This is a genomic window from Streptomyces sp. HUAS TT11 (genome assembly GCF_051553595.1).
In the GTDB taxonomy this organism is placed as follows: domain Bacteria; phylum Actinomycetota; class Actinomycetes; order Streptomycetales; family Streptomycetaceae; genus Streptomyces.
Map to the genome: position 1 here is coordinate 5,896,546 of NZ_CP196184.1, position 22,550 is coordinate 5,919,095.

General features: G+C 71.8%; 19 protein-coding genes and 1 pseudogene. 4 read left to right on the plus strand and 16 right to left on the minus strand.

Going from position 1 to position 22,550, the window contains the following annotated elements; genetic code table 11:
- Nucleotides 1–45: 45 nt before the first annotated feature.
- The 9 genes from ACSHXN_RS26345 to ACSHXN_RS26385 all read right to left on the minus strand — a co-directional run bounded on the left by ACSHXN_RS26345 (nt 46) and on the right by ACSHXN_RS26385 (nt 10,948).
- Complete coding sequence (locus ACSHXN_RS26345; RefSeq protein ID WP_355140148.1) at nt 46–1,050, minus strand: glutamate ABC transporter substrate-binding protein; 1,005 nt, start codon at nt 1,048–1,050, stop codon at nt 46–48.
- A gap of 14 nt (nt 1,051–1,064) precedes the next feature.
- Entirely contained in the window at nt 1,065–2,513 is a 1,449-nt protein-coding gene (locus ACSHXN_RS26350; protein WP_438303819.1) for a hypothetical protein, read from the minus strand.
- Between the two features lie 248 nt (nt 2,514–2,761).
- Nucleotides 2,762–3,733 (minus strand): N-acetylglucosamine kinase, encoded by a 972-nt coding sequence (locus ACSHXN_RS26355; RefSeq protein ID WP_355140150.1) that lies wholly within the window; start codon nt 3,731–3,733, stop codon nt 2,762–2,764.
- Nucleotides 3,724–4,989 (minus strand): 6-phospho-beta-glucosidase, encoded by a 1,266-nt coding sequence (locus tag ACSHXN_RS26360; RefSeq protein ID WP_355140151.1) that lies wholly within the window; start codon nt 4,987–4,989, stop codon nt 3,724–3,726. Before ACSHXN_RS26360 ends, ACSHXN_RS26355 begins: the two co-directional genes overlap by 10 nt.
- Before the next feature lie 6 nt (nt 4,990–4,995).
- Complete coding sequence (locus ACSHXN_RS26365; RefSeq protein ID WP_355140152.1) at nt 4,996–5,889, minus strand: carbohydrate ABC transporter permease; 894 nt, start codon at nt 5,887–5,889, stop codon at nt 4,996–4,998.
- Between the two features lie 2 nt (nt 5,890–5,891).
- Nucleotides 5,892–6,833 (minus strand): carbohydrate ABC transporter permease, encoded by a 942-nt coding sequence (locus ACSHXN_RS26370; protein ID WP_355140153.1) that lies wholly within the window; start codon nt 6,831–6,833, stop codon nt 5,892–5,894.
- Between the two features lie 2 nt (nt 6,834–6,835).
- The gene (locus ACSHXN_RS26375; protein ID WP_438306502.1) at nt 6,836–8,167 is read right to left on the minus strand and encodes an ABC transporter substrate-binding protein; all 1,332 of its coding nucleotides are present in this window, start codon (nt 8,165–8,167) and stop codon (nt 6,836–6,838) included.
- Nucleotides 8,168–8,248: 81 nt separating this feature from the next.
- A complete protein-coding gene (locus tag ACSHXN_RS26380) occupies nt 8,249–9,460 on the minus strand; it encodes an ROK family transcriptional regulator (protein WP_355140154.1) in 1,212 nt (403 codons plus the stop codon).
- 393 nt (nt 9,461–9,853) lie between these two features.
- Nucleotides 9,854–10,948 (minus strand): mechanosensitive ion channel family protein, encoded by a 1,095-nt coding sequence (locus ACSHXN_RS26385; RefSeq protein WP_355801953.1) that lies wholly within the window; start codon nt 10,946–10,948, stop codon nt 9,854–9,856.
- Between the two features lie 323 nt (nt 10,949–11,271).
- On the opposite strand from ACSHXN_RS26385, the gene ACSHXN_RS26390 reads away from it, so the two are divergent.
- Entirely contained in the window at nt 11,272–11,808 is a 537-nt protein-coding gene (locus ACSHXN_RS26390) for an HNH endonuclease (protein WP_331267001.1), read from the plus strand.
- Between the two features lie 40 nt (nt 11,809–11,848).
- Here the strand turns inward: ACSHXN_RS26390 and ACSHXN_RS26395 are convergent, their stop codons facing one another.
- The 5 genes from ACSHXN_RS26395 to ACSHXN_RS26415 form a co-directional block, all read right to left on the minus strand.
- Nucleotides 11,849–12,457, minus strand: a complete 609-nt coding sequence (locus tag ACSHXN_RS26395; RefSeq protein ID WP_355140156.1) for a hypothetical protein — start codon at nt 12,455–12,457, stop codon at nt 11,849–11,851.
- Complete coding sequence (locus ACSHXN_RS26400) at nt 12,454–13,788, minus strand: hypothetical protein (RefSeq protein WP_438303822.1); 1,335 nt, start codon at nt 13,786–13,788, stop codon at nt 12,454–12,456. Before ACSHXN_RS26400 ends, ACSHXN_RS26395 begins: the two co-directional genes overlap by 4 nt.
- Nucleotides 13,785–14,546: an ATP-binding cassette domain-containing protein gene (locus ACSHXN_RS26405; protein ID WP_355140158.1), complete on the minus strand. Its 762-nt coding sequence runs from the start codon at nt 14,544–14,546 to the stop codon at nt 13,785–13,787. Before ACSHXN_RS26405 ends, ACSHXN_RS26400 begins: the two co-directional genes overlap by 4 nt.
- Before the next feature lie 77 nt (nt 14,547–14,623).
- A complete protein-coding gene (locus ACSHXN_RS26410) occupies nt 14,624–15,520 on the minus strand; it encodes a zf-HC2 domain-containing protein (RefSeq protein ID WP_356293632.1) in 897 nt (298 codons plus the stop codon).
- Nucleotides 15,517–16,113: an RNA polymerase sigma factor gene (locus ACSHXN_RS26415; RefSeq protein WP_355140160.1), complete on the minus strand. Its 597-nt coding sequence runs from the start codon at nt 16,111–16,113 to the stop codon at nt 15,517–15,519. Before ACSHXN_RS26415 ends, ACSHXN_RS26410 begins: the two co-directional genes overlap by 4 nt.
- A gap of 278 nt (nt 16,114–16,391) precedes the next feature.
- On the opposite strand from ACSHXN_RS26415, the gene ACSHXN_RS26420 reads away from it, so the two are divergent.
- The 3 genes from ACSHXN_RS26420 (at nt 16,392) to ACSHXN_RS26430 (ending at nt 19,020) form a co-directional block, all read left to right on the plus strand.
- Nucleotides 16,392–16,631 carry a hypothetical protein gene (locus ACSHXN_RS26420; protein ID WP_355140161.1) on the plus strand — a complete coding sequence of 80 codons (240 nt, stop codon included), beginning with the start codon at nt 16,392–16,394 and terminating at the stop codon, nt 16,629–16,631.
- Entirely contained in the window at nt 16,632–18,713 is a 2,082-nt protein-coding gene (gene malQ, locus ACSHXN_RS26425) for a 4-alpha-glucanotransferase (RefSeq protein WP_438303825.1), read from the plus strand. It begins immediately after the preceding gene.
- 67 nt (nt 18,714–18,780) lie between these two features.
- The gene (locus ACSHXN_RS26430; protein ID WP_059130919.1) at nt 18,781–19,020 is read left to right on the plus strand and encodes a hypothetical protein; all 240 of its coding nucleotides are present in this window, start codon (nt 18,781–18,783) and stop codon (nt 19,018–19,020) included.
- Nucleotides 19,021–19,256: 236 nt separating this feature from the next.
- Here ACSHXN_RS26430 and ACSHXN_RS26435 read toward each other — a convergent pair.
- Both ACSHXN_RS26435 and pepN read right to left on the minus strand, forming a co-directional pair.
- Nucleotides 19,257–19,575, minus strand: a pseudogene (locus tag ACSHXN_RS26435) (MarR family winged helix-turn-helix transcriptional regulator); the annotation flags it as partial.
- A 278-nt stretch (nt 19,576–19,853) separates the two neighbouring features.
- Nucleotides 19,854–22,433: an aminopeptidase N gene (gene pepN / locus ACSHXN_RS26440; RefSeq protein ID WP_438303826.1), complete on the minus strand. Its 2,580-nt coding sequence runs from the start codon at nt 22,431–22,433 to the stop codon at nt 19,854–19,856.
- Nucleotides 22,434–22,550: the final 117 nt, after the last annotated feature.

Consider the following 22,550-nt stretch of genomic DNA (forward strand, 5'->3'; position numbering starts at 1 on the left):
GTGCGCCGGGGTAACTCTCCAGTGGTATCAGGTCGGTTGCTTCGGTCAGGAGGAAGGCGGCCGTGACGACGCCGAGTCCGTGCCCAGCGTCGGGGACAGCCATGTGTCGTACGAGGTCTGCCAGCCGTTCTTGCGGTAGTCCACGAGCACCTGGTTCACCCGGCGTACCAGATCCTCGGCACCCTTGTTCATCGCCACGCCGTAGTACTCGGTCGTGAAGGGCTTCCCCTTGAGTTCCACGGTCGGGTCCTGGGCCGCCTGGCTCGCGGCGAGCGCGCCGTCGGTGACGATCGCGTCGACCTGGCCCAGCTGCAGTTTGACCAGGCAGTCGAGCTGGTTGGGCACGGTGGTGGAGATGTCCGTGGAGGCCGCCAGCCTGTGGTTCTTCTTGTCCTGCGTCAGCGCGGTGTTGGCCGTCGACCCCTCCGCGGTGCAGATCTTCTTGCCGGCCAGCGACGAGTCGTAGCCCGTGATGGCGGAGGCCTTGGGGGCGAGGACCTGCTGTCCGGTCGCGAAGTACGGGTCGGAGAAGGCGACTTCCTTCAGCCGGTCGCAGGTGATCGTCATGGTCCGCACCACCATGTCCACCTGGCCGCTCTTGATCGCCGGGATGCGCTGGTTGGTGGGGATCGCGTGGAAGCGGACGGCGTTCGGGTCGCCGAGGAGCTGCCGCGCGATCTCGTGGGCGAGGTCGATGTCGAAGCCCTCGAGGTCGCCGCCCGCGGTGTTGGGGTCGCGGTAGCCCCAGCGGTAGCTGTTCTGGTCGACGCCCACCGACAGATAGCCGCGCTGCTTGACGGCCGTGACCGCGCGGCCGCTGTCGTCGCCGGACGGCGGCGGGCTCAGCTGCTCGGGGTGCTTGCCGCAGGTGTCGGCCTTGGCCTGGGTGGCCTCGGCGAGCCTTGTGCTCCCGGCGCCGGGCGCGGAGTCCACGGGCGCATGGGCCAGCGGCAGCAGCAGGGCGAAGGCCACGGCGAGGACGCAGACGCTCAGCATGGCCCCCACACCGCCCCAGCCCTTCAGGCTCGCCCTCAGGCGTCGAGCGATCATCGCCGGTCCCCCTCTCACCGGTACTCCGAAAGCCTGCGGCCGATGCCCAGCAGCGCGCCGGACGCGGCCAGCACCGCGAGGACCGCCGCGCCGACCGGCAGTCCGGCGATCGCGTTCCGGCCGTCGCCCGCCCGGTGCTGGAACTCGCTCTCCTCGTGGCCGAGCGCCTTCGCCAGGTTCGCGTCGACGCTGTCGAAGCACTCACCCGTCGGCTGGTCGGCCGCGGAACCGATGATCTTGTTCAGGGCGGCCTGGTAGTTGCCGTCGTCGTCGGCGGCGCGGGCCTGCTTGTGCCGCTGCTGCCAGACCTTCATATTGCCGGTGGCAGCCGTCACGGGCGCCCTGCCCGTCCCGTCGTCGGCGAGTGTCACGGCCTTGGCCAGTCCCGCGGAGAGTGTCTTCATGTCCTGCTGGAACGCGTAGTCGTACGCGTCCTCGACCGTCCCGTCGGGCAGTTGCTTGGTCTCGGCGCCCCGGCTGACGAGGGTCAGGTTCTCGTTGCCGCGGGCGTTCAGGGAGGCGATGCGCGCGTCGTGCAGCACGTTCAGCGAGCGGACGCCGTGGTCGTACGAGGCGTTGAGCCCGGCACGGGCGACGCTGTGGCCGACGACCGTCCACAGCAGGACGATCGCCGAGGCGGCCGTGGCGGCGACCAGCCCGCGGCTCAACAGGCGATTCGTCCGCCGGTAGTTGCGCCGCTGCGCCCAGCCGAGGGCCGCGAGGGCCAGCACTCCGAGGGCGATGGCGAACCACGGGTAGGGGGTCGCGTCGGCGTAGTCCGAGCGCAGCCGCTCGTTCTCCTTGGTGTACAGGTCCTGCGCGGCCGGCAGCATCTGCTTCTGCATCACCTCGTTCGCCGCCCGCAGATAGGCGCCGCCCACCGGGAAGCCCTGCCGGTTGTTGGCGCGGGCCCGCTCGATCAGGCCCTTGTACTCCGGAAGCAGCTTGTTGAGCTTGGTGATGGTGGCCGCGGAGGGCGAGCCCGGTTCGGTGCTGGCGGCCGCCGTGACGAGCCCGGCGGCGGCCGTCCGGATGTCCCGGTCGTACCGCTCGGTGGTCGCTGCGGGCTCCTGGCCGCCGGCCAGGAAGCCGCTGGAGGCGGTGGTGTTGGCGTCCGCGAGCGAGCGGTAGATGTCCGCGGCTCCCGCGCTGAGCGGCTGGCTGCTGTGCAGCACGTCGTCGGCGGCGTTCGAGCGATCGGTCATCTGCCAGGCGGTGACGGCCCCGAACGCGATGACGAGCAGGGCGAGGACGGCACCGATGACGCGCAGCCGGCCGGGCTCGGTGGTGGCCGCCGAGCGCAGCCGGTCGGCGCCCTCGGCGAAGGCCGTGCGGCGAAGCGGCCCCGGCGGGTCCTGTGGCACGGCGGCAGTGCCCCCCGCGAACCCCGCCGTGGCCCGCGCCGGTGCGTTGGGCATCGTGGGCGTCGCGGGTGGCGCGCCGCTCTGCTGCGGGTGTGTCACTCGACCTCCCCCATGGTCATCCGTCGGTCGCCTCCGCCCGGAGCGTGGGAGCGGACACAGGTGTACGGCGGCAAGTATCGCCGCCGGGACGGGTATCCGCACAGGCCTTTATACGATCTTGTTTCCGGATCGCAGCGTTTGTGCAGATGCCCGTTCACGCCGTTGCCGCGCACCACCCCCGCTCATGAATACGCGACGTGCCTGTGTTCGGTTCCCAGGGGTGGCGCCGGGCCTCGAGCCGGGGGTTGCTAGCGCTCGAAGTGGGCCCGCACCCGCGCGTGCGCCCGCCCCGCCGCGCGTTCGTGGTCCAGGCCCAGAAGGGCGGCGCCCAGGACCGGTCGGGCCGTGACCACCTGGGGGACCGCCTTGGGCGCGCGGGCGGTCAGCAGCTCCCGGACGCGGTCGTCGAGTTGGGGGTGGCGGGCGGCGAGGATGCTGCCGCCGAGCAGGACCGGCGCCTCCTCGTCGAGCAGCTCGAGACGGGTCAGCGCGACCGTCGCCATGACGACCACCTCCTCGGCGAGCCGGTCGACGATCGCGCGCGCCACCGGATCCCCCTGCCCGGCGGTGGCGAACAGCACCGGCGTCAGCTCGTGCCGCCGGCCGTGCTCGATGTGCTCCAGATGGAGCGCCTCGATGAGCGCGTACATGGAGTCGAGCCCGAAGTGCGCCGGCAGGGCGCGCGCCAGCTCGGTGGGCCCGCCCCGGCCGTCCTCCGCGCGGGCCGCCCACCACAGGGCCTCGTCCGCCAGGCCCCAGCCACCGCCCCAGTCACCGGAGATGCGGCCGAGTGCCGGGAAGCGGGCGGTGCGGCCGTCGGGACGCATACCGACGCAGTTGATGCCGGCCCCGCACACGACCGCGACCCCCCGGGGCGCGGAGACACCGGCCCGGAGGATGGCGAAGGTGTCGTTGCGCACCTCCACGGTCGTGCCCCACCCGCGTGCCCGCAGGGCGGCCGCCAACTGCTCCTCCTCCACCGGAAGGTCGGCGTTGGCGAGACAGGCCGAGACATGGTCGGCCGCGGTGACCCCGGCCCGGGCGAAGGCCTGCCCGATGACCTCGCCCAGGGCGTCCACGGCCGTCTCGACACCCACGACCGGTGGCCTGAAGCCCCCGCCCCGCGCGGTGCCGAGGACCTCGCCGTCGCCTGCCACGACGGCGACGTCGGTCTTGCTGTTGCCCGCGTCGATGGCGAGGACACTTGCGGTCAGGCCCACGCGAGGTGCTCCCGGTTGTGCGCGATCAGCAGATCGGTGAGGGCGTCGGCGTACGCGTACTGACCGACGAGGGGGTGGGCCAGCAGCGCCCGGAAGACGCGGTCACGGCCGCCGTGCAGGGCCGCCTCCAGGGCCAGCTCCTCGTAGGCCGTCACGTTCGCCATCAGGCCCGCGTACAGCGGGTCCACCTCCGCCACGGGCAGGGGGGCCGGGCCCTGGGGCCCCACGGCCGCCTGCACCTCGATCACCGCGTCGTCCGGCAGGAAGGGCAGCGTGCCCTTGTTGTACGCGTTCACCACCTGGTAGGGCGAACCCCCTCCGCCCAGCAGGGACGCGGCGAGGTCGACCGCGGCCTCCGAGTAGTAGGCGCCCCCGCGCTTGGCCAGCAACGCGGGCTTCTCGTCGAGCGCCGGATCGCCGTACATCTCCAGCAACTGCCGCTCCATGGCCGCGACCTCGGCGGCGCGCGACGGCTTCGTCCTCAGTTCCCGTACGACCTCGTCGTGCGCGTAGTAGTAGCGCAGGTAGTAGGAGGGGACCGCGCCGAGCCGGTCGAGGAGGGCGCGAGGCAGCCCCATGCCCTCGATGATCGAGTCGCCGTGCTCGGCGATGAGCTTGGGCAGTACGTTCTCGCCCTCGGGGCCGCCCAGGCGCACACCGGTCTCCCAGGTGAGGTGGTTGAGGCCCACGTGGTCGAGATGGACGTCGGCGGGTGTGACACCGAGGAGGCGGGCGAAGGACCGCTGGAAGCCGATCGCCACGTTGCACAGCCCGACCGCGCGGTGGCCTGCCTGGAGCAGGGCGCGGGTGACGATGCCGACCGGGTTGGTGAAGTCGACGATCCAGGCCTTCGGGTTGGCGTTGCGGACCCGTTCGGCGATGTCGAGGACCACGGGCACCGTGCGCAGGGCCTTGGCGAGACCGCCCGCGCCGGTCGTCTCCTGGCCGACGCAGCCGCACTCCAGCGGCCAGGTCTCGTCCTGCTCGCGCGCGGCCTGGCCGCCGACCCTCAGCTGGAGCAGCACGGCGTCGGCGCCCTCGACCCCCTGGTCCAGGTCGCTCGTCGTCACGACGCGTCCGGGGTGCCCCTGCTTGGCGAAGATGCGCCGGGCCAGTCCGCCCACCAGCTCGAGGCGTTCGGCGGCCGGGTCGACGAGGACGAGCTCCTCCACGGGCAGGGTGTCCCTCAGCCGTGCGAACCCGTCGACGAGTTCGGGTGTGTAGGTCGAGCCTCCGCCGACCACGGTGAGTTTCATGCGTTGCTAGCCCTTCACTCCGGTGAGCGTGACACCTTCGACGAACGCCTTCTGGGCGAAGAAGAACACGAGGATCACGGGGGCCATGACCAGCACGGTCGCGGCCATGGTGAGGTTCCAGTCGGTGTGGTGCGCGCCCTTGAACGACTCGAGGCCGTAACTGAGCGTCCACGCACCGGGGTTCTCCGAGGCGTAGATCTGCGGGCCGAAGTAGTCGTTCCAGGCGTAGAAGAACTGGAAGAGCGCCACGGCGGCGATGCCCGGCCTGGCCATCGGCAGGACGACCTTGAGCAGCGTGCGCAGATCACTGCAGCCGTCGACCTTCGCCGCGTCCAGGTACTCGTTGGGGATGGTCATCAGGAACTGGCGGAGCAGGAAGATGGAGAACGCGTCGCCGAACGCCATGGGGATGATCAGGGGCCACAGGGTGCCGGACAGGCCCAGCTGCTTCGCCCAGAACAGGTACATCGGGATGATGATCACCTGCGGCGGCAGCATCATCATCGAGATCACCAGCATGAGGGACAGATTGCGCCCCGGGAAGCGGAACTTGGCGAGTGCGTAGGCCACCGGGATCGAGGACACGACGGTCAGGACGGTGCCGAGGCCCGCGTAGATCAGGGTGTTCTTCCACCAGGTGAGGAAGCCGGGTGTGTCGAAGACCTTCGTGTAGTTGCCCCATTCCCAGGTGTGCGGGATCAGATCGCGGCTGAGCGCCTGGGTGTCGCTCATCAGCGAGGTCAGGAACACGAACACGAACGGCAGGGTGAAGAAGAGCGCGGCGGCCACGCCGAGGGAATGGACGCCTATCCACTCGAGGAGGGCCCTGCGGCGTGCGGTGCGTTCGGCCGGCGAGAGGGGCGTCCTCAACTCCACCGGCTTGTCGAGTACTTGGGTCATGGTCAGTCACCTGCCAGATTGAGGCCGCCCCGGCGCCGCATCAGGAACGCGGTGAACGCCATCGACAGGGCGAAGAGCACGAGTGCGACCACACAGGCCGAGCCGTAGTCGAAGCGCTGGAAGCCGAGGTTGTAGACGAGCTGGGGCAGGGTGAGCGTGGACTTCTCCGGATAGCCCGGCTCGAACTGCGTCCCGGCGCCCTGGATGACGCCCGAGGCGACCTTTCCGGCGATCAGCGGCTGCGTGTAGTACTGCATGGTCTGGATCACGCCGGTGACCACGGCGAACATCACGATCGGCGAGATGTTCGGCAGGGTGACGTACCGGAAGCGCTGCCACGCCGACGCCCCGTCCAGCTCGGCCGCCTCGTACTGCTCCTTGGGCACGTCGAGCAGCGCCGCCATGAAGATGACCATCAGGTCGCCGACGCCCCACAGCGCCAGCAGGGTGAGCGCGGGCTTGGACCAGGCGGGGTCGTTGAACCAGCCCGGGGCCGGTATCCCGATCTTGTCGAGGATCGCGTTGACCGGGCCCGTGCCGGGGTTGAGGAGGAAGGCGAAGGCCATCGTCGCGGCGACGGGCGGGGCGAGGTAGGGCAGGTAGAAGAGGGTGCGGAAGACGCCCGTGCCCGTCCTGATCTTGGTGATGAGCATGCCGACGCCGAGCCCGAAGACGACCCGGAGGCTGACCATGACGAGCACCAGCCACAGGGTGTTGCGCAGGGCGGGCCAGAAGTAGGGATAGTCGTTGAAGACGTACGTCCAGTTCTTCGTCCCGCTCCACGAGGGCGGCCTGAAGCCGTCGTAGTGCATGAACGAGAAGTAGACCGTCGAGATCAGCGGGTACGCGAAGAAGACCGCGAAGCCGATCAGCCAGGGCGACATGAAGGCGAGCGTGCGAAGCGCCGCCCGGCGGCGCTTCGACGCGAGGGTGATCGTGCTCATCGCTACTTCGCCTGCGCGATGTCCGTGTCGATCTGCTTGGCCGCGCCGGCGAGGCCCGCGTCGAGGTCCGCGGCCTTGCCGCTCTCGTAGTCGTAGCCGAACTGCTGGATGGTCACGAGGTACTGGCCGCCGTTGATGGAGGCGGGAGTCGTGGTCGAGTTCGGGTTCGCCGCGATGTCCAGGAACGTCTTGAAGCGCGGGTCGTACTTCAGCTTCGGTGACTTCAGCGCCTCCAGCGTGGAGGGCACGTTGTGGATGGCGTTGGAGAAGCCGACGACCGCGTCCGTGTCCGTGGTCATGTACTTCACCAGTTCCCAGGCCGCGTTCTGCTTCTTGCTGGTGGCGGCGATGCCGGCGATGGTGCCGGTGATGTAGCCCTTGCCGTACTGGGCGGCCTGGTCGTCGGGCACGGGCAGCGGGGCCACGCCGATGTCGAACTTCGGCTTGGCGTCCAGGGCCATGCCCAGGCGCCACTCGCCGTCCAGCTGCATGGCGACCTGGCCGGTGTGGAAGGGGTGCTTGGGACCCCACTCGTCGCCGAGCTTGGAGCGGTACTTCTCCAGCTTCTGGAATCCGCCCAGTTCGTCGACCAGCTTCTTCTGGAGCGTGAATCCCGCCTTGAACGCGGGGTCCTTGGCGAGGCTGGACTTGCCGCTCGTGTCGAAGTACGTCGGGGAGAACTGCGCGAAGTAGTGCTCGGTGGTGGTCTCCCAGCCGTGGTAGTCCGGCATGAATCCGAGCTGCTTGTAGCCGCTCCCGTCGGGGATCGTCAGCTTCTTGGCGTCGGCCTCGAACTCGCTCCAGGTCTTGGGCGGGTTCGTGATGCCCGCCTTCTCGAACGCCGTCTTGTTGTAGTAGAGCCCGTACGCGTCACCGAGCAGCGGCACCGTACAGCGGTTGCCGTCGTACTGGGTGTACTCGTTCATCGCCTTCGGGAAGGTGGTGTCCGGGTCCACGCCGGACTTCTTGAAGAACGGGTTGAGGTCGATCAGGGCGTTGGAGGAGCAGAACTTGCCGACGTTGTTCGTGGTGAAGGAGGAGATGACGTCGGGGGCCTTGTCGCCGCCGGTGCGCAGCGCCTGGTTCATCTTGTCGTCGGTCATGTTGGCGACGACATTGACGTGGATGTTCGGATGCGCCTTCTCGAAGCCCGCGATCAGATCCTTCACGGCCTTCGTCTCGGACGGCGCGCTCCAGGCGTGCCAGAAGTTGATGGTGGTCTCCTTGGACGCGTCGTCGTTCGCGCCGGAGGAGGACTGACCGGTGCAGGCGGTGGTGAGGAGTGCGAGGGACGCGGTGAGGGCGAAAGCCGTCTTTCGGATCACTTTGGGCATGACTTCGGGCATGACGGGGTCTCCCTGGGACGGGCTGGGTGTGGTTCGACCGGAGCGGGTGCCGGGGCCGGGGCCCATGGCTCAGCGCGAGGTGTCGAAGACCTCGTCGCGGGTGGTCGCGAGGGCGCTCTCCAACGCGCCTCGCAGTACGGGGTGTTCGCGTACATCGCCGACGACGAGGCGCGGCCGGGACGCGGCCAGCTCCTCCAGTTCGGCCTGGAGCAGGGTGCGCAGCGGCTCGCCTCCGGCGGTGAGCGAGGCACCGCTGAGGACGACGAGTTCGGGGTCGAGCACGGAGACGAGCGCGGCGAGACCGGTGGCCAGCCGGGTCGCGTACGTCTCCAGGAGCCGTCGGTGGGGGCCGGTGGTGCTGTCGGCGCCCAGGGCGACGAGGGTGGCGGCGACCTCGGTGTACGGACCGGAGGGCACGTCCGTGACGCCGAGTTCGCGGGCGAGCCTGGGGATGGCCTGTGAACCCGCCAGTTCCTGGTAGCCGCCGCTGTTGGCCTTGGTCACCTGGCGGACCAGGGGGGCGCCGGGCACCGGCAGGAAACCGACCTCGCCGGCGCCGCCGGTCCAGCCGCGATGCAGCCGGCCGCCGAGGACGAGGGCGGCGCCGAGACCGCCCTCGTTCCACAGCAGGACGAAGTCGGCGTGGCCCTTGGCCGCGCCGAGCCGCTGTTCGGCCAGGGCGACGAGGTTGACGTCGTTCTCGTACTCGACGGGCATCGGGAGGCCGGCCGCGAGTTCGTCGAGCAGCGTGGGGGTGTGCCAGCCGGGCAGGTGGGAGGCGTAGCGCAGCCGGCCGGTGTTGGGGTCGAAGGCGCCCGGGGTGCCGATGACCACCCGGTGCACGTCGGAGACGGCGAGCCCGGCGGCCTTCACGGCGCCCTCGAGCGCGTCGGTGACCTGGCGTACGACGGGCTGGGAGGGGCGGCGGCCCGGGGTGGGCAGCCTGTGCTCGCCCACCGTCTTGCCGGTGATGTCGGCGACGGCGGCGAGGATGCGTTCGGGGGTGACGTCGAGGGCGGCGACATGGGCGGCGGCCGGGTTGACCACGTACAGCTGTGCGCTCGGGCCCGGCCGGCCCTCGCTCGTGCCGGTCATCAGGACGAGACCGGCCGCCTCGAGGCGAGCGAGGAGCTGGGAGGCGGTGGGCTTGGACAGTCCGGTGAGCTTGCCGATGCGGGTGCGGCTGAGCGGACCGTGCTCCAGGAGGAGGTCCAGGGCGGCGCGGTCGTTCATGGCGCGCAACACACGCGGGGTGCCCGGCGTGCCGGCGGATCCTGCCATGTGTGTCGCCACCTGCCTTTCAACGGCCCAGCTTCTCAGCGGGGCCGCCGGGAAGTCCACCGGGTGATCGTTCGGGGGATTTCCCGTGTTCGGGGCGGCCCTTGGAGATCACTGTTAGGAAAGTTTCCTATTGGTGACAGGAAGGTAGGCCCGCCGCTACGAAGGCGTCAATACCGGCCACTGGCGGCAACCAACTCGTTACCTGACCGCCTTGAAGGCGGGCGCCCGGCTCGGCCGGACGGCTGGAGCCGGTGCCCCAGGGGACGGTGGCGCGCACGGTTCGTCCGGCGGACCGCCATGCCTCGACCAGGAGTGTCCCCGGCTGCCGCGCCCTCGCACACGAAGAGGCGGCGCCCGGTGGACACCGGGCGCCGCCTCCTTCTCGTCGGACCGCTACCGCGCCGCGGGCCGCGGCGACGTGATCGGCGAGGCCGCCTCCACCTGCGGCGACGCCGCGTTGGAGTAGGCCGAAGGGGCCGCCACCGTGGCCGCCGGGTCGGGCGCGTCCTCCAGTGCCTCGGCCGTCGGCAGGCCGCCCACGATACGGATGCCCGCCTCGTCGAAGGCCCGCTTGATGCGCCAGCGCAGCTCGCGCTCCACCGACAGGGCCTTGCCGGGCATCGTCTTCGCCGTGAGGCGGACCACCATCGACTCCAGCAGCACGCTGTCCAGGCCGAGCACCTCGATCGGCCCCCACAGGCGCTCGTTCCAGGGCTCGTCCTTGCTCATCTGCTCGGCAACCGCCTCGAGGGTCGCCTTCACCCGGTCCAGGTCCTCGCTGGGGCGCACGGTCACGTCCACTCCGGCGGTCGCCCAGCCCTGCGAGAGGTTGCCGATCCGCTTGACCTCGCCGTTGCGGACGTACCAGATCTCGCCGTTGTCGCCGCGCAGCTTGGTCACCCGCAGGCCCACCTCTATCACCTCGCCGGAGGCCACGCCCGCGTCGATGCTGTCGCCGACGCCGTACTGGTCCTCGAGGATCATGAACACGCCGGACAGGAAGTCCGTCACCAGGTTGCGCGCGCCGAAACCGATCGCCACACCCGCGACACCGGCGGACGCGAGCAGCGGCGCCAGATTGATCTGGAAGGTCGACAGGACCATCAGTGCCGCGGTGCCCAGGATCAGGAACGACGCCACCGAGCGGAGCACCGAGCCGATCGCCTGCGAGCGCTGCCTGCGTCGCTCCGCGTTCACCAGCAGACCGCCGAGCGCCGTGCCGTCCACCGCCTGGACGGTGCGGGTCATACGGTCGATCAGCTTGGTGATCGCCCGCCGCACCATCACTCTCAGTACCGCCGCGACCACCAGGATCAGCAGGACCCTGAGACCGATGGCGAGCCACGTGGACCAGTTCTGCTGGACCCAGCTCGCGGCGTTCGTCGCACTCTCCTGGGCGTCCTGGAGTGTGGGGACCGCCGGAGGCGTCGTCTGCGACGGGGACGGTGAAGGACTGGCAGCGCCGAACGACAGCGCGGTCAGGGACACGGCAGGTACCTCCTGGTGCAGCGGCTGTCTCCGGTGCGAGCGGGCACGGTCGTCAGGGTCGGCGAGGTCACGGAAAGGCCACCGGATGAGCAGCCCCACCACACTAACGGGGCATCGTGTGAGGATCATGCCGAAGGGGCGAGGAGAGACGGTGCTCACCCGGAGAAGTCAGGGGGCGCATCTCGGGGAATGCATCAGGTGTGGTCGAAAACACTCCCAGCCCGTTACCGGGACATGGTGGCGCTTCCACCAGGCATGAGGGGAAACTGGCTGCAGATCGTCCCGGCGCGAGCCACGCGCCGCCGGCGTACAAGGAGGCATCCGTGCCGCACGTCCTGGTCCTCAACGCGTCGTACGAGCCACTCGGCGTCGTACCGCTCCGCCGCGCGCTCGTCCTCGTCCTCGAGAACAAGGCCATCTGCCTCGAGGAGTCCGGCGCCTTTATGCACAGCGCAACCGTTACTGTCCCCGCACCCAGCGTGGTCCGGCTGAAGCGATTCGTACGGGTTCCCTATCGGGGGCCCGTTCCACTTACCCGGCGCGCGCTGTTCGCGCGCGACGGCGGCCGGTGCATGTACTGCGGTGGCGTCGCAACCAGCGTCGACCACGTCATCCCGCGCAGCCGCGGTGGTCAGCACGTCTGGGACAACGTGGTGGCGTCCTGCCGCCGCTGCAACCACGTCAAGGCAGACCGGCACCTGTTCGAGCTGGGCTGGCGCCTGCGCCACAAACCCGCTCCACCCACAGGGCTGGCCTGGCGCATCATCGGCACCGGGCATAGGGACCCGCGCTGGCTGCCATATCTGCAGCCGTACGGCGCGGACGACGCCTTGGCCCGGATCGACGGCATTTCCGCCTGACGATCCGGGCTTTTGCATACCCGGAGAGAGGGCCCGCGTCTCAGACGCGGGCCCCTTCGGGGCGCGCTCCGCGTGCCGTGTACAGGGCGCCGCCCGCGGCGAAGGCGGCCAGGGCGGCCGCCCAGGCGCCCGTCTGCGTGCCCGGCTGCATCGGCCACGCCCACACCGTGACCGCAGGTCCGTGCGCCCCGCCGGAGGCCAGGTACACCGCACTGACATAGCCGAAGGCCGGCAGCCAGCTCAGCCGTGCGCCGAACAGCACGGCCGCGGCCGCCGTGACACCCGTGCTGCCCAGCGTGTTGCGGATCATGGCGGGCGGCCCGAAGACGAGCGTGTCACCGAGTACGGCCGCCGGCAGCAGCGCAGCCGCCACTGCGGTCAGTCCCAGCAACTGCACCAGGCGCCGGGGCCACCACGGGCGGACGGCGGTGCGGTCCAGTTCGTCGGACGCCGTGTACAGGCTCGTACCGATCACGGCGGCGGCCAGGAGCGGGGCCAGTGCCACGACCGGCACCCGCCGGGACGGGTCCAGGTAGGCGTCCATGAGGTGTGCGGCCCACACGGCGAATCCGGTGGTCCCGACGAGCGCCGCGAGGGTGGGCCACAGCGCGCGGGAGCGGGCGTACAACAGGAGACCGGTGGTCGTCACAGGGCCGGTACCCCCCGTGCACCGCAGTCGCCCGCCGCCGCGAAGTACGCCGACAGCCAGATGCGGCGCTCCTCCTCGCCCATCGACGCCAGCCGGGCCCTGGCCCGTTGCCTGGCCGTCAGCTCGGCGCGCTCGGCGGCACCGCCCTCGGCCGCCAGTTCGTCGAAGTAACCCTGGTGAGGGCTGGGGGCCAGATAGTGCTCGACCGCGTCGTCCGCCCTGCGCACGCGCGGGTCCACCGTGCCCTCGCAGTCGCCGCGGTCCTGCAGCTCCGCCACCGCCTCCCACGCGTACTGCTGCGGATCGGCCAACCGTCCCCGGACCACGGACCAGCCGAACGGCGCCAGCATCGGCAACTGCGCCTCTCCGTGGCGCGGCGCGCCCGGACGGTCCTCGAACCGGACCGGAAGGTTCTGCACGCCCGCCAGCCGACCGGTGACGTCCGACAAGGCCTCATGGACCTGGGGCAACAGGCCCTCGTAGCGGGCGTTCACACAGATCTGGGGTGTGGTCGAGGTGTCGCAGACCTGGCGGCTCGCGAGCGGGTCGTCGTGCCACAGACCGTCCCCGGTCCGCACCAGAAGCGCGCCGGCGGCGATCGCCGCGGCGAGCGGCACCAGCGCCGTGTACCGCCGCCGGGCGGCGTACGCCAGTACCACCGCCGACGCCAGACCGCCGGTCCACACAGCCATCACCATGGGCTGCCACCAGACCGGGTCCGCACCGACCGGCGCCGAAAGTGCCGCGTCCAAGTGGCGGGCGGCCCCCGGGGAAGCCGTCGCCGGAACGGCCAGACCGACGTACCCGGCCATCGCCAGCACGGGGGCCGCCGGCCGCCAGGCCACGAGCCGACCCACGACATGACCCACCAGGGCACAGGCGGCCAGCAGTACCGCGTCCCCGGGCAGCAGGCCGAGGTGCGGACGGTCGCCCCGGGCGTACGGCCAGGTGGCGAGCAGGGCCAGGGCCGCCGCAGCCGCGAACCCGGCGGCCGCCCACAGCGCGACCGGCACGGCCGACGCCAGGAACCGTGCGAGTCGCCCGCGTACGGCCGTCTCCCACAGCTCGTCGGTACGGCGCCGGCGTTCCCGCCCGCCCTGCAGGCAGCCCGCGGCCGCCGCAAGGGGGGCGATCACGAGCATCGAGTCGTGCAACTGCGCGCCGGTCTCGGCCCAGCCGCCCTGCCACCGTGCCGAAGTGCCGGTCAGCAGCACGCCGAGCGTCAGCAGCACGGCGGCTCCGGTCCAGGGAGCGAAGCCGCGGACGGCTTCGGCGCGCAGGGGGTGGGGCGGGCGCGTGGACGGCTTCTCGCCGTCGGCCGTGAGAGTCATGGCGAGACCTCCCGGACGGCCGACGGCGACCGGTGCGCCCGCAACGCCGCCGTGTACCCGCGTTCGATCGCGCTGTCACCGCCGCCCTCTCCCGACCCGCCGAGCGCGGCGAGCGACCCCGGGGTGCCGCGGTAGGCGATCCGCCCCGCGTCCACAAGGGTGACCTCGGTGCAGGCGGCGGCCACGTCCTCCACCAGATGGGTGGAGACGATCACCGTGGCGCCGGCGCCCAGCCGGCACAGCAGTGCACGGAACTCCACCCGCTGCTCGGGATCGAGTCCGGCCGTCGGCTCGTCGAACAGCAGGACGTGCGGTTCGTTGACGATGGCCTGGGCGATGCCGACGCGGCGGATCATGCCGCCGGACAGCGTCTTGATCTTCGCGTCGATGCGGTCGGTCAGGCCGACCCGGGCCACGGCCCGTTCCACGGCGGCCGGGGTGCCGGTGGCGGGCATCTCCTTCAGCCAGGCCACGTACGAGACGAACTCGCGCACCGTGAACCCCGGGTAGTAGCCGAACTCCTGGGGCAGATAGCCAAGACGACCGCGCACCCTGCCGCGACGGCGGTGGTCGCCGACATCCTCTCCGAGGATCTCCACCCGGCCGTCGCTCGGTGCGGCCACCGTGGCGAGGACGCGGATCAGGGACGTCTTGCCCGCGGCATTGGGGCCCAGCAGGCCGTGCACGCCCGGGCCGAACGTGAGGTCGACCCCGTCGAGGGCGACGGTCTTGCGGTGCCGCACCCGCAGACCGGTCACTCGTATCGTGCTCGAGGCTTCTCCGGATGGGCGCGGGCGGCGTGCGCCGACGGGCTCGGACAGGGGCTCTCGGGTCGTCAACGCTGCTCCCCGTGGTCGAAAGTGGTCCGCCGGGCGGCCAGCAGGGCGGCGCAGAGTGCCGCCGCGGCCGCCCAGGCGCCCTGTGCCGGGGCCCCGTCGAGGCAGCGGGAGAGTTCCTCGGCGAGGCGGGCCGTCGGGTGGCCACCGGGGGCGGCGAGTGCCCGGGCCGGCACGGCGCAGAGCCAACCGCCCGCGATCAGGGCCGTCGCGGTGCGGCAACCGACGTAGGAGCCGAGGGCCAGCGAGGCCGACGTCAGCGCGAGCCCGGGCAGCAGCCAGGCGGCCGCGCCCGGCGCGCCCGAGCCGGGCAGCAGCAGCCCGGCGAGGGTCAGCAGCGGCAGGCTCACGGCCAGCACGGCGGCCGTGCGCGTGAGCACCAGTCGCAGGCCTCCGGAGGGGGTGGCCGTCACGATCTCGTGCAGCGGGTCGGCGTGCGCCCCGTAGGAGAGGGCGACTCCTGCGACGGGCACCACGGGCGCGACGGCGAGCAGCAGCGGCCGAGTCCCGTCGAAACCGCCCAGGTGGGCCAGCGCGACCGCTCCGAGGGCCACGAGCAGCACGGCCGCCGGCCAGGCTCCGCGGACGGCGGGGCCGGCGGCCCACAGCATGCGGGCCGGACGGGGGCGGGAGGAGGGGAGGAGGACGCGGGACGACCACAGTCGGGCGTTCGACACGCGCCTTGCGGGGACCGGGACGGGCGCCGCCGCCAGTACCGCCGTCCGCACCTGGGCCAGGACCGCGCCCGCCGCCGTCTCCCGTACCGCCCGCGACACACGCGTCGCGCAGCCGCCGCATTCCTCCAGGTGCTTCTCCAGCGACCACGCGTCCGGCTCCGGCAGCGCGTCGTCCGCGTAGCGGATGACCAGGTCGTCGGGTGCGTGCCAGCCGGTCATGCCGGGCCTCCCAGCGGTGTCGGGCTCAAGTGGGCCAGAGCCGAGCGGAGTTCGGCGCGGGCGCGCATGGCGCGGCTCTTGACCGTGCCTTCGGGTATCCCGAGCAGGCGGGCGGTCTCACGGGTGGTCAGTCCGTCGACGACCGTCGCGCGCAACACGTCCCGCAATTCTGGGGAGATCCGGTCGAGGGCGGCGCCCACGTCGCCGAACTCCAGCCCCGCGAGCACCCGTTCCTCCGTGGACGGCGCCGCCACCGACGATTCATGTTCGACCTGTATCGCGTCCATCGGCGACGTCTCGATCCGTGCGGTGCGCTCCTGGGCCCGGCGCGCGTCGACCAGTCGCCGTGCGGCGATCGTCCACAGCCAGCCGCCGACCTCCTCGCCGCGGTGTGCCGCCGCCGACCGCCACACCGTCACAAAGGTGTCCTGCAGGACCTCCCGCACCGCTTCGGAGTCGCCGCAGCGCCGCGCGAGCCGCATGTGCAGCCATCCCGCGTGCCGGTCGTACAGGGCGGCCATCGCCGTCGAATCGCCGTCCGCGACCGCCCGCAGCAGGGCCGCGTCCGTGTCCTTCTCCCGGTGGCCCCTCATGGGGCGGAACAGTCTCACACCCCGTCTATCGGTCCGGTGGCCGCCGCCGGTTCGCAGGCCGCCCCCCTCGGTGCCGCCCCGGCGCCGTCGAACGCGCCGCCCTCCTGACTAGAGTGTCGACGGGAGTGGTCGATGTGTCGCGTTTTGCCCCCGGGTGGACGTGCACGGGAACGAAGTGTGACCAGACACACGTTGTTCGTCCTCGTACGTCTGCGAACGCGCCCACTGGGTAGGGCTGCTCTCACCCGCATCTGTCGTACGACGACGAGGAGGCCCCCGTGGCCGCACCGGTACACCCCTTGCTCCCGGCGCAGTCCAAACCCGTCGCGGCGCCGTCCGCCGACGCCGACGCCCTGCTGTGCGTTCTCAGCGCCGAGGGTGCCTGCGCGGAGGCGCCGCTGACCAGTGAGCCGCCGCTGCCCGAGGCCGAACCCCTCACCAGCGAACCGCCCCACACCGATCTCACGCCGCTGACCAGCGAGCCCTCGGCCGCCGGCGCGGACCCCACGGGGTACTAGATGACGTCGGCCGACCCCGCACGCGACGGGACGCCGCTGGCCCGGCTCGCCGCGCTGCACGGCGTCGCCACCTCCTACCGCCCGTCCGCGGACCGTACGGTCGCGGCGTCGGACGCCGCCGTCACCGCCGTGCTGGCCGCGCTCGGCGTGGACGCGGGCACCCCGGACGCCGTGCGGCAGTCCCTGGCCGCCCACGAGACCGAGCTGCGCGACCGCCTGCTGCCGCCGACCGTGGTGTGCTGGGGCGGACGCGCGCCCGCGGCGCTCGCCGCACTACCGGACGGCAGCCGAGTCACGGTCGAGACCGAACAGGGCGAGACACGCGCGTCGGCCGAGCAACTCCCGCCCGGGGTCCACGCCCTGCACGTCACCGCCCCCGACGGACGCACCGCCCGGGCCCATCTGATCGCCGCGCCCGCCCGGCTGCCCGTACCTCCGGCCCGCTCCTACGGACTGCTCGTCCAGCTCTACTCCCTGCTGTCCCAGAGGTCCTGGGGCATGGGGGACCTCGGTGACCTCGCCGAGGTGACGGCCTGGGCCGGACGGGCCCTCGGTGCCGGATTCGTCCAGGTGAACCCGTTGCACGCGGCCGTGCCCGGCGTTCCCACCGACCCCTCTCCGTACCGCCCCTCCTCCCGCCGCTTCCCCGACCCCGTGCATCTGCGTGTCGAGGACGTCCCCGAGTTCCCGTACGTCGAGGACCGGACCCGGCTGCTCACGCTGCTGGAGCGCGCCGCGCGGCTGCGTGAATCCGTCGTCGAGAAGGGCGAGTTGATCGACCGCGACGCGGTGTGGGAACTCAAGCGCGAGGCGCTCGAACTCGTGCACGCGGTGCCGCTCGGACCCGGACGGCGCGCCGCCTACGCCGACTTCCTCGCCCAGGAGGGCGAGGTCCTGGAGGACTACGCGACCTGGTGCGCGTTCGCGGAGGCGTACGGCGCCGACTGGCACTCCTGGTCCCCCGGGCTGCGCGATCCGCGTTCCCCCGAGACCGCGCGGGCCCGCGCCGAGTTGATGGACCGCGTCGACTTCCACAGCCGGCTCGCCTGGCTGACCGACGCCCAACTCGGCACCGCCCAGCGCACCGCGAGGGACGCCGGGATGGCGGTCGGCCTGATCCACGACCTCGCGGTCGGTGTGCACCCCGGCGGCGCCGACGCCTGGGCGCAGCAGGAGCACCTCGCGGCCGGCATGTCGGTGGGCGCTCCGCCGGACGCCTTCAACGCACGCGGTCAGGACTGGGGCCTGCCGCCCTGGCGCCCCGACCGTCTGGCGGCGTCCGGCTACGCCCCCTTCCGCCGGCTGCTGCGCGCCCTGCTGCGGCACGCCGGCGCCCTGCGCATCGACCATGTGATGGGCCTGTTCCGGCTGTGGTGGGTGCCGCAGGGACAGCCGCCCACGGAGGGCACCTACGTCCGGTACGACGCCGAGGCCATGCTCGCCGTCCTGGTGCTGGAGGCGTCGCGGGCCGGGTCGCTCGTCATCGGTGAGGACCTCGGGACGGTGGAGCCCGGGGTGCGCGAGACGCTGCACGAGCGCGGGGTGCTCGGCACATCCGTGCTGTGGTTCGAGCGCGACTGGGAGGGCACCGGGAAGCCGCTGCCGCCCGAGCGCTGGCGTGCGGACTGCCTGGCCACCGCCACCACCCACGACCTGCCCTCGACGGCCGCCAGGCTCACCGGCGAACACGTGGAACTGCGCGACCGGCTCGGTCTGCTGACCCGTCCGCTCGACCATGAGCGGGCCGCCGCGGCCACCGACACCGGTGAGTGGCTCGCCCTGCTGTCCCGGCTGGGACTGCTGAAGGGAGGGAGCGGCGGGGTCTCCGTGGTGTCGGAGGAGAGGGAGATCCAGGCGGTCCATCGCTTTCTGCTGCGCACCCCGGCCCGGTTGATCGGGGTCTGGCTTCCGGACGCGGTGGGCGACCGCCGCCCGCAGAACCTGCCGGGCACATGGGACGAGTACCCGAACTGGCGACTGCCGATAGCGGACGCCGAGGGGCGCCCGGTGACCCTGGAGGATCTGGCGGCCTCACCGCGGCTGCACGCGCTGGTGGGAGTGCTGCGGGGCAGGGGTGGCTGACGGCCGGCGTGAGCCGTAGCGCACCCCCGGGCGCGCGGGCCGTTCCGGCGTTCGCTACTTTTGCACCGTGGACAAGAAGAACGCCCTGCGCGCCGGCGCCCTGGCCGCCGGTACGACGCTGATGATGCTGCTCATGTCGTCCCCCGCGCTCGCGCTGACCCGCGACGACGGTGACGACCCCGGCACGGGCCTGAGCGTGGCGGAGACGCTGGGGCTCTTCGTGGCCGCGCCGATCGTGCTGTTCGCGATCATCGCCGGTCTCGTCATGGTCACCGACAAGACCCGCAAGCAGGCGAAGCAGGGCTGACGCCCCGCCGCGCCGTAGGCCCGAGTGGGGCCCGCGGGGCAGCCGCCTCCTTCCCCTTCCGCGAGGGAGTCCGCGCACCGGTACGGCGCGCGGGCTCCCTCGATGCCTTTCACCCGTATGGACGCAACGGGCGTGGGGTTCCGGCGTGCGCCCCGCCCGTCGTGGCGAACGCCCCCCGTCCGGGCGGCGTTCTCCTCGACCGGAAACCCGGCAGACGCCGATCGGGGCGGCGGCGGTCAGCGGTACGGGCCCGCGCCGGCCGTACCGGCGGGCAATCGGCGCAGGAGGTCGGCGAGGTGCCCGGCCCGCTGGGGGTCCAGGGCGCCGAGCGCCTCGGTCCGGACGGCGGGACGGGCGCCCACCGCCTCGTCGATCAGGCGGAAGCCCCCCGTCCGTGAGCGTCACCTGAAGCCCGCGCCGGTCGTGCGGAGCGGGTGAGCGGCGCACCAGCCCCGCCCGCTCCGGCTTGTCGAAGCGGCCGGTCATCCCGCCCCTGGTGAGCATCAGGGTCGGGATGAGCCGGCGCGGTGAGCGTGTGTACGGCGCACCGCACTTCCCTCCGCCGTCCGCGGTGAGCGGGGCCGCGAGGTCGCCCGTCCGTGCCGCGGTGACGGAGTCGCTCGGCGGCCTGCGGTGTTCGCCGGTGCCGGCTCGGCCGCGCCGCTTGCGGGCGAGGCGTGTGCGGGCTCGGCGGGCCGGTTGCCGGGGCGCGTGACCGCGCTGATTCCAGGCGGCCGGTGCAGGGGCGAACGGAAGCGCGTGCCGGAACCGGCGCCGTAGCGCGCGAAGGGCGCCCGGCCGTGTGCCGGGCGCCCTTCGCGTTCGGGATACGACTAGGCGGCAGCCGCGTCCGCAGCCTGCGCCTTGAGCGCGCGTTCGACGCCGGCGCTCGACTCCATGATCAGGCGCCGCAGTGCCGGGGACGGCTCGGCCGAGGCCAGCCAGGAGTCCGCCTTCGCCGACGTCTCCTCGGAGACCTGGATCGACGGGTAGAGACCGACCACGATCTGCTGGGCCATCTCGTGGGAGCGGGACTCCCAGATGTCCTTGACCACCTCGAAGTACTTGTCCGTGTAGGGGGCGAGCAGTTCACGCTGGTCGGTCTGGACGAAGCCCGTGATCACCGCCTCCTGCACGGCGTTGGGCAGCTTGTCGGACTCGACGACCGACGCCCAGGCCTCCGCCTTGGCCTCCGGCGTGGGGCGCGCGGCCCGCGCGATCGCCGCGTGCCGCTCTCCGGCGGCGGTCTTGTCCCGCTCCAGCTCTCCCACGATCTCGGTCTCGTCGAAGCGGCCCACGGTCGCGAGCCGTTGCACGAACGCCCAGCGCAGCTCGGTGTCGACGACAAGGCCCTCCACGGTCTGCGAGCCGTCGAGCAGCGCCTCCAGCAGATCCAGCTGCTCCGGCGTACGGGCCGTGGCCGCGAAGGCGCGGGCCCACGCCAGCTGGTGGTCGCTGCCCGGCTCCGCCGAACGCAGATGGGCCAGGGTCGCGTCCGTCCAGCGGGTCAGCAGCGCCTCCCGCGCGGACGGGTCCGCGTACAGGTCGACGGCCAGCTTCACCTGGCGGTGCAGCGACTGCACGACGCCGATGTCGGACTCCTTGCCGATGCCGGACAGGACCAGCGACAGGTAGTCGCGGGTCGCCAGCTCCGCGTCCCGCGTCATGTCCCATGCCGATGCCCAGCTCAGGGCGCGCGGCAGCGACGAGTCGAAGTCGCCCAGGTGCTCGGTGACGAAGGCGAGGGACTGCTCGTCCAGACGGACCTTCGCGTACGACAGATCGTCGTCGTTGAGCAGGATGACGTCCGGACGGCGCCGGCCGGTCAGCTCCGGCACGGCGGTCAGCTCGCCGTCGACGTCCAGCTCGATCCGGCCGTCGTCGGCGCGCAGCAGCTTGCCGCTGCCGGCGTCGAGGTCGTACAGGCCGACGGCGATGCGGTGCGGACGCAGGGTGGGCTCGCCCTTGGCGCCCGCCGGGAGGGCCGGGGCCTCCTGGCGGATGGCGAAGGAGGTGATGAGGCCGTTCCCGTCGGTCTCGATCTCCGGGCGGAGGACGTTGATGCCCGCGGTCTCCAGCCACTTCCCCGACCAGGTCTTCAGGTCGCGGCCCGAGGTCTCCTCCAGGGCGCCCAGCAGGTCGGACAGGCGCGTGTTGCCGTAGGCGTGCTGCTTGAAGTACGCCTGTACGCCACGGAAGAACTCGTCCATGCCGACATAGGCGACGAGCTGCTTGAGGACCGAGGCGCCCTTGGCGTACGTGATGCCGTCGAAGTTGACGAGCACGTCGTCCAGGTCGTTGATCTCGGCCATGATCGGGTGCGTCGACGGCAGCTGGTCCTGCCGGTACGCCCACGTCTTCATGGAGTTGGCGAACGTGGTCCAGGAGTGCGGCCAGCGGGACCGGGGGTGGTGCGCCTGGCAGGCGATGGACGTGTAGGTGGCGAACGACTCGTTCAGCCACAGGTCGTTCCACCACTCCATGGTCACGAGGTCGCCGAACCACATGTGGGCCAGCTCGTGCAGGATGGTCTCCGCCCGCACCTCGTACGCGGCGTCCGTCACCTTGGACCGGAAGACGTACTGGTCGCGGATCGTGACCGCACCGGCGTTCTCCATCGCGCCCGCGTTGAACTCCGGCACGAAGAGCTGGTCGTACTTCTTGAACGGGTACGCGTAGTCGAACTTCTCCTGGAACCAGTCGAAGCCCTGGCGGGTCACGTCGAAGATCGCGTCGGAGTCGAGGAACTCGGCGAGCGAGGGCCGGCAGTACACGCCCAGCGGGACACTCCGGCCGTCCTTCTCGTACACGCTGTGCACGGAGTGGTACGGGCCCACGATCAGCGCGGTGATGTAGCTCGAGATCCGCGGCGTCGGCTCGAACACCCAGATGTCGTCCTTGGGTTCGGGCGTGGGCGAGTTCGAAATGACGGTCCAGCCGCTGGGTGCCTTCACCGTGAACTGGAAGGTCGCCTTGAGGTCCGGCTGCTCGAAGGACGCGAAGACGCGGCGGGCGTCCGGCACCTCGAACTGGGTGTAGAGATAGGCCTGGTCGTCCACGGGGTCGACGAAGCGGTGCAGACCCTCACCGGTGTTGGTGTACGCGCAGTCGGCGACCACGCGGAGCACGTTGCGGCCCTCCAGAAGGCCGGGCAGCGCGATCCGGGAGTCCTTGAAGACCTCGGCGGGGTCGAGGGCGTCGCCGTTCAGAGTGACCTCGTGGACGGCCGGTGCCACCAGGTCGATGAAGGACTCCGCGCCGCCGTCGGCCGAGTCGAAGCGCACCGTGGTCACGGACCGGTAGGTGCCGCCCTCCTGCGCGCCGGAGAGGTCGAGATCGATCTCGTACGAGTCAACGGTGAGCAGCTTCGCCCGCTGCTGCGCCTCTTCGCGAGTCAGGTTTGTGCCAGGCACGCGGTCATCTCCTCGTTATGTGTGGGTTGCGCCATCCTTCCATGTCACCCGCGTCTCGGGCGATGACCGGGGCCTGCTCGGCCCCCGGCCCGGCCGGGCCGGGGAACGCGACGTCCG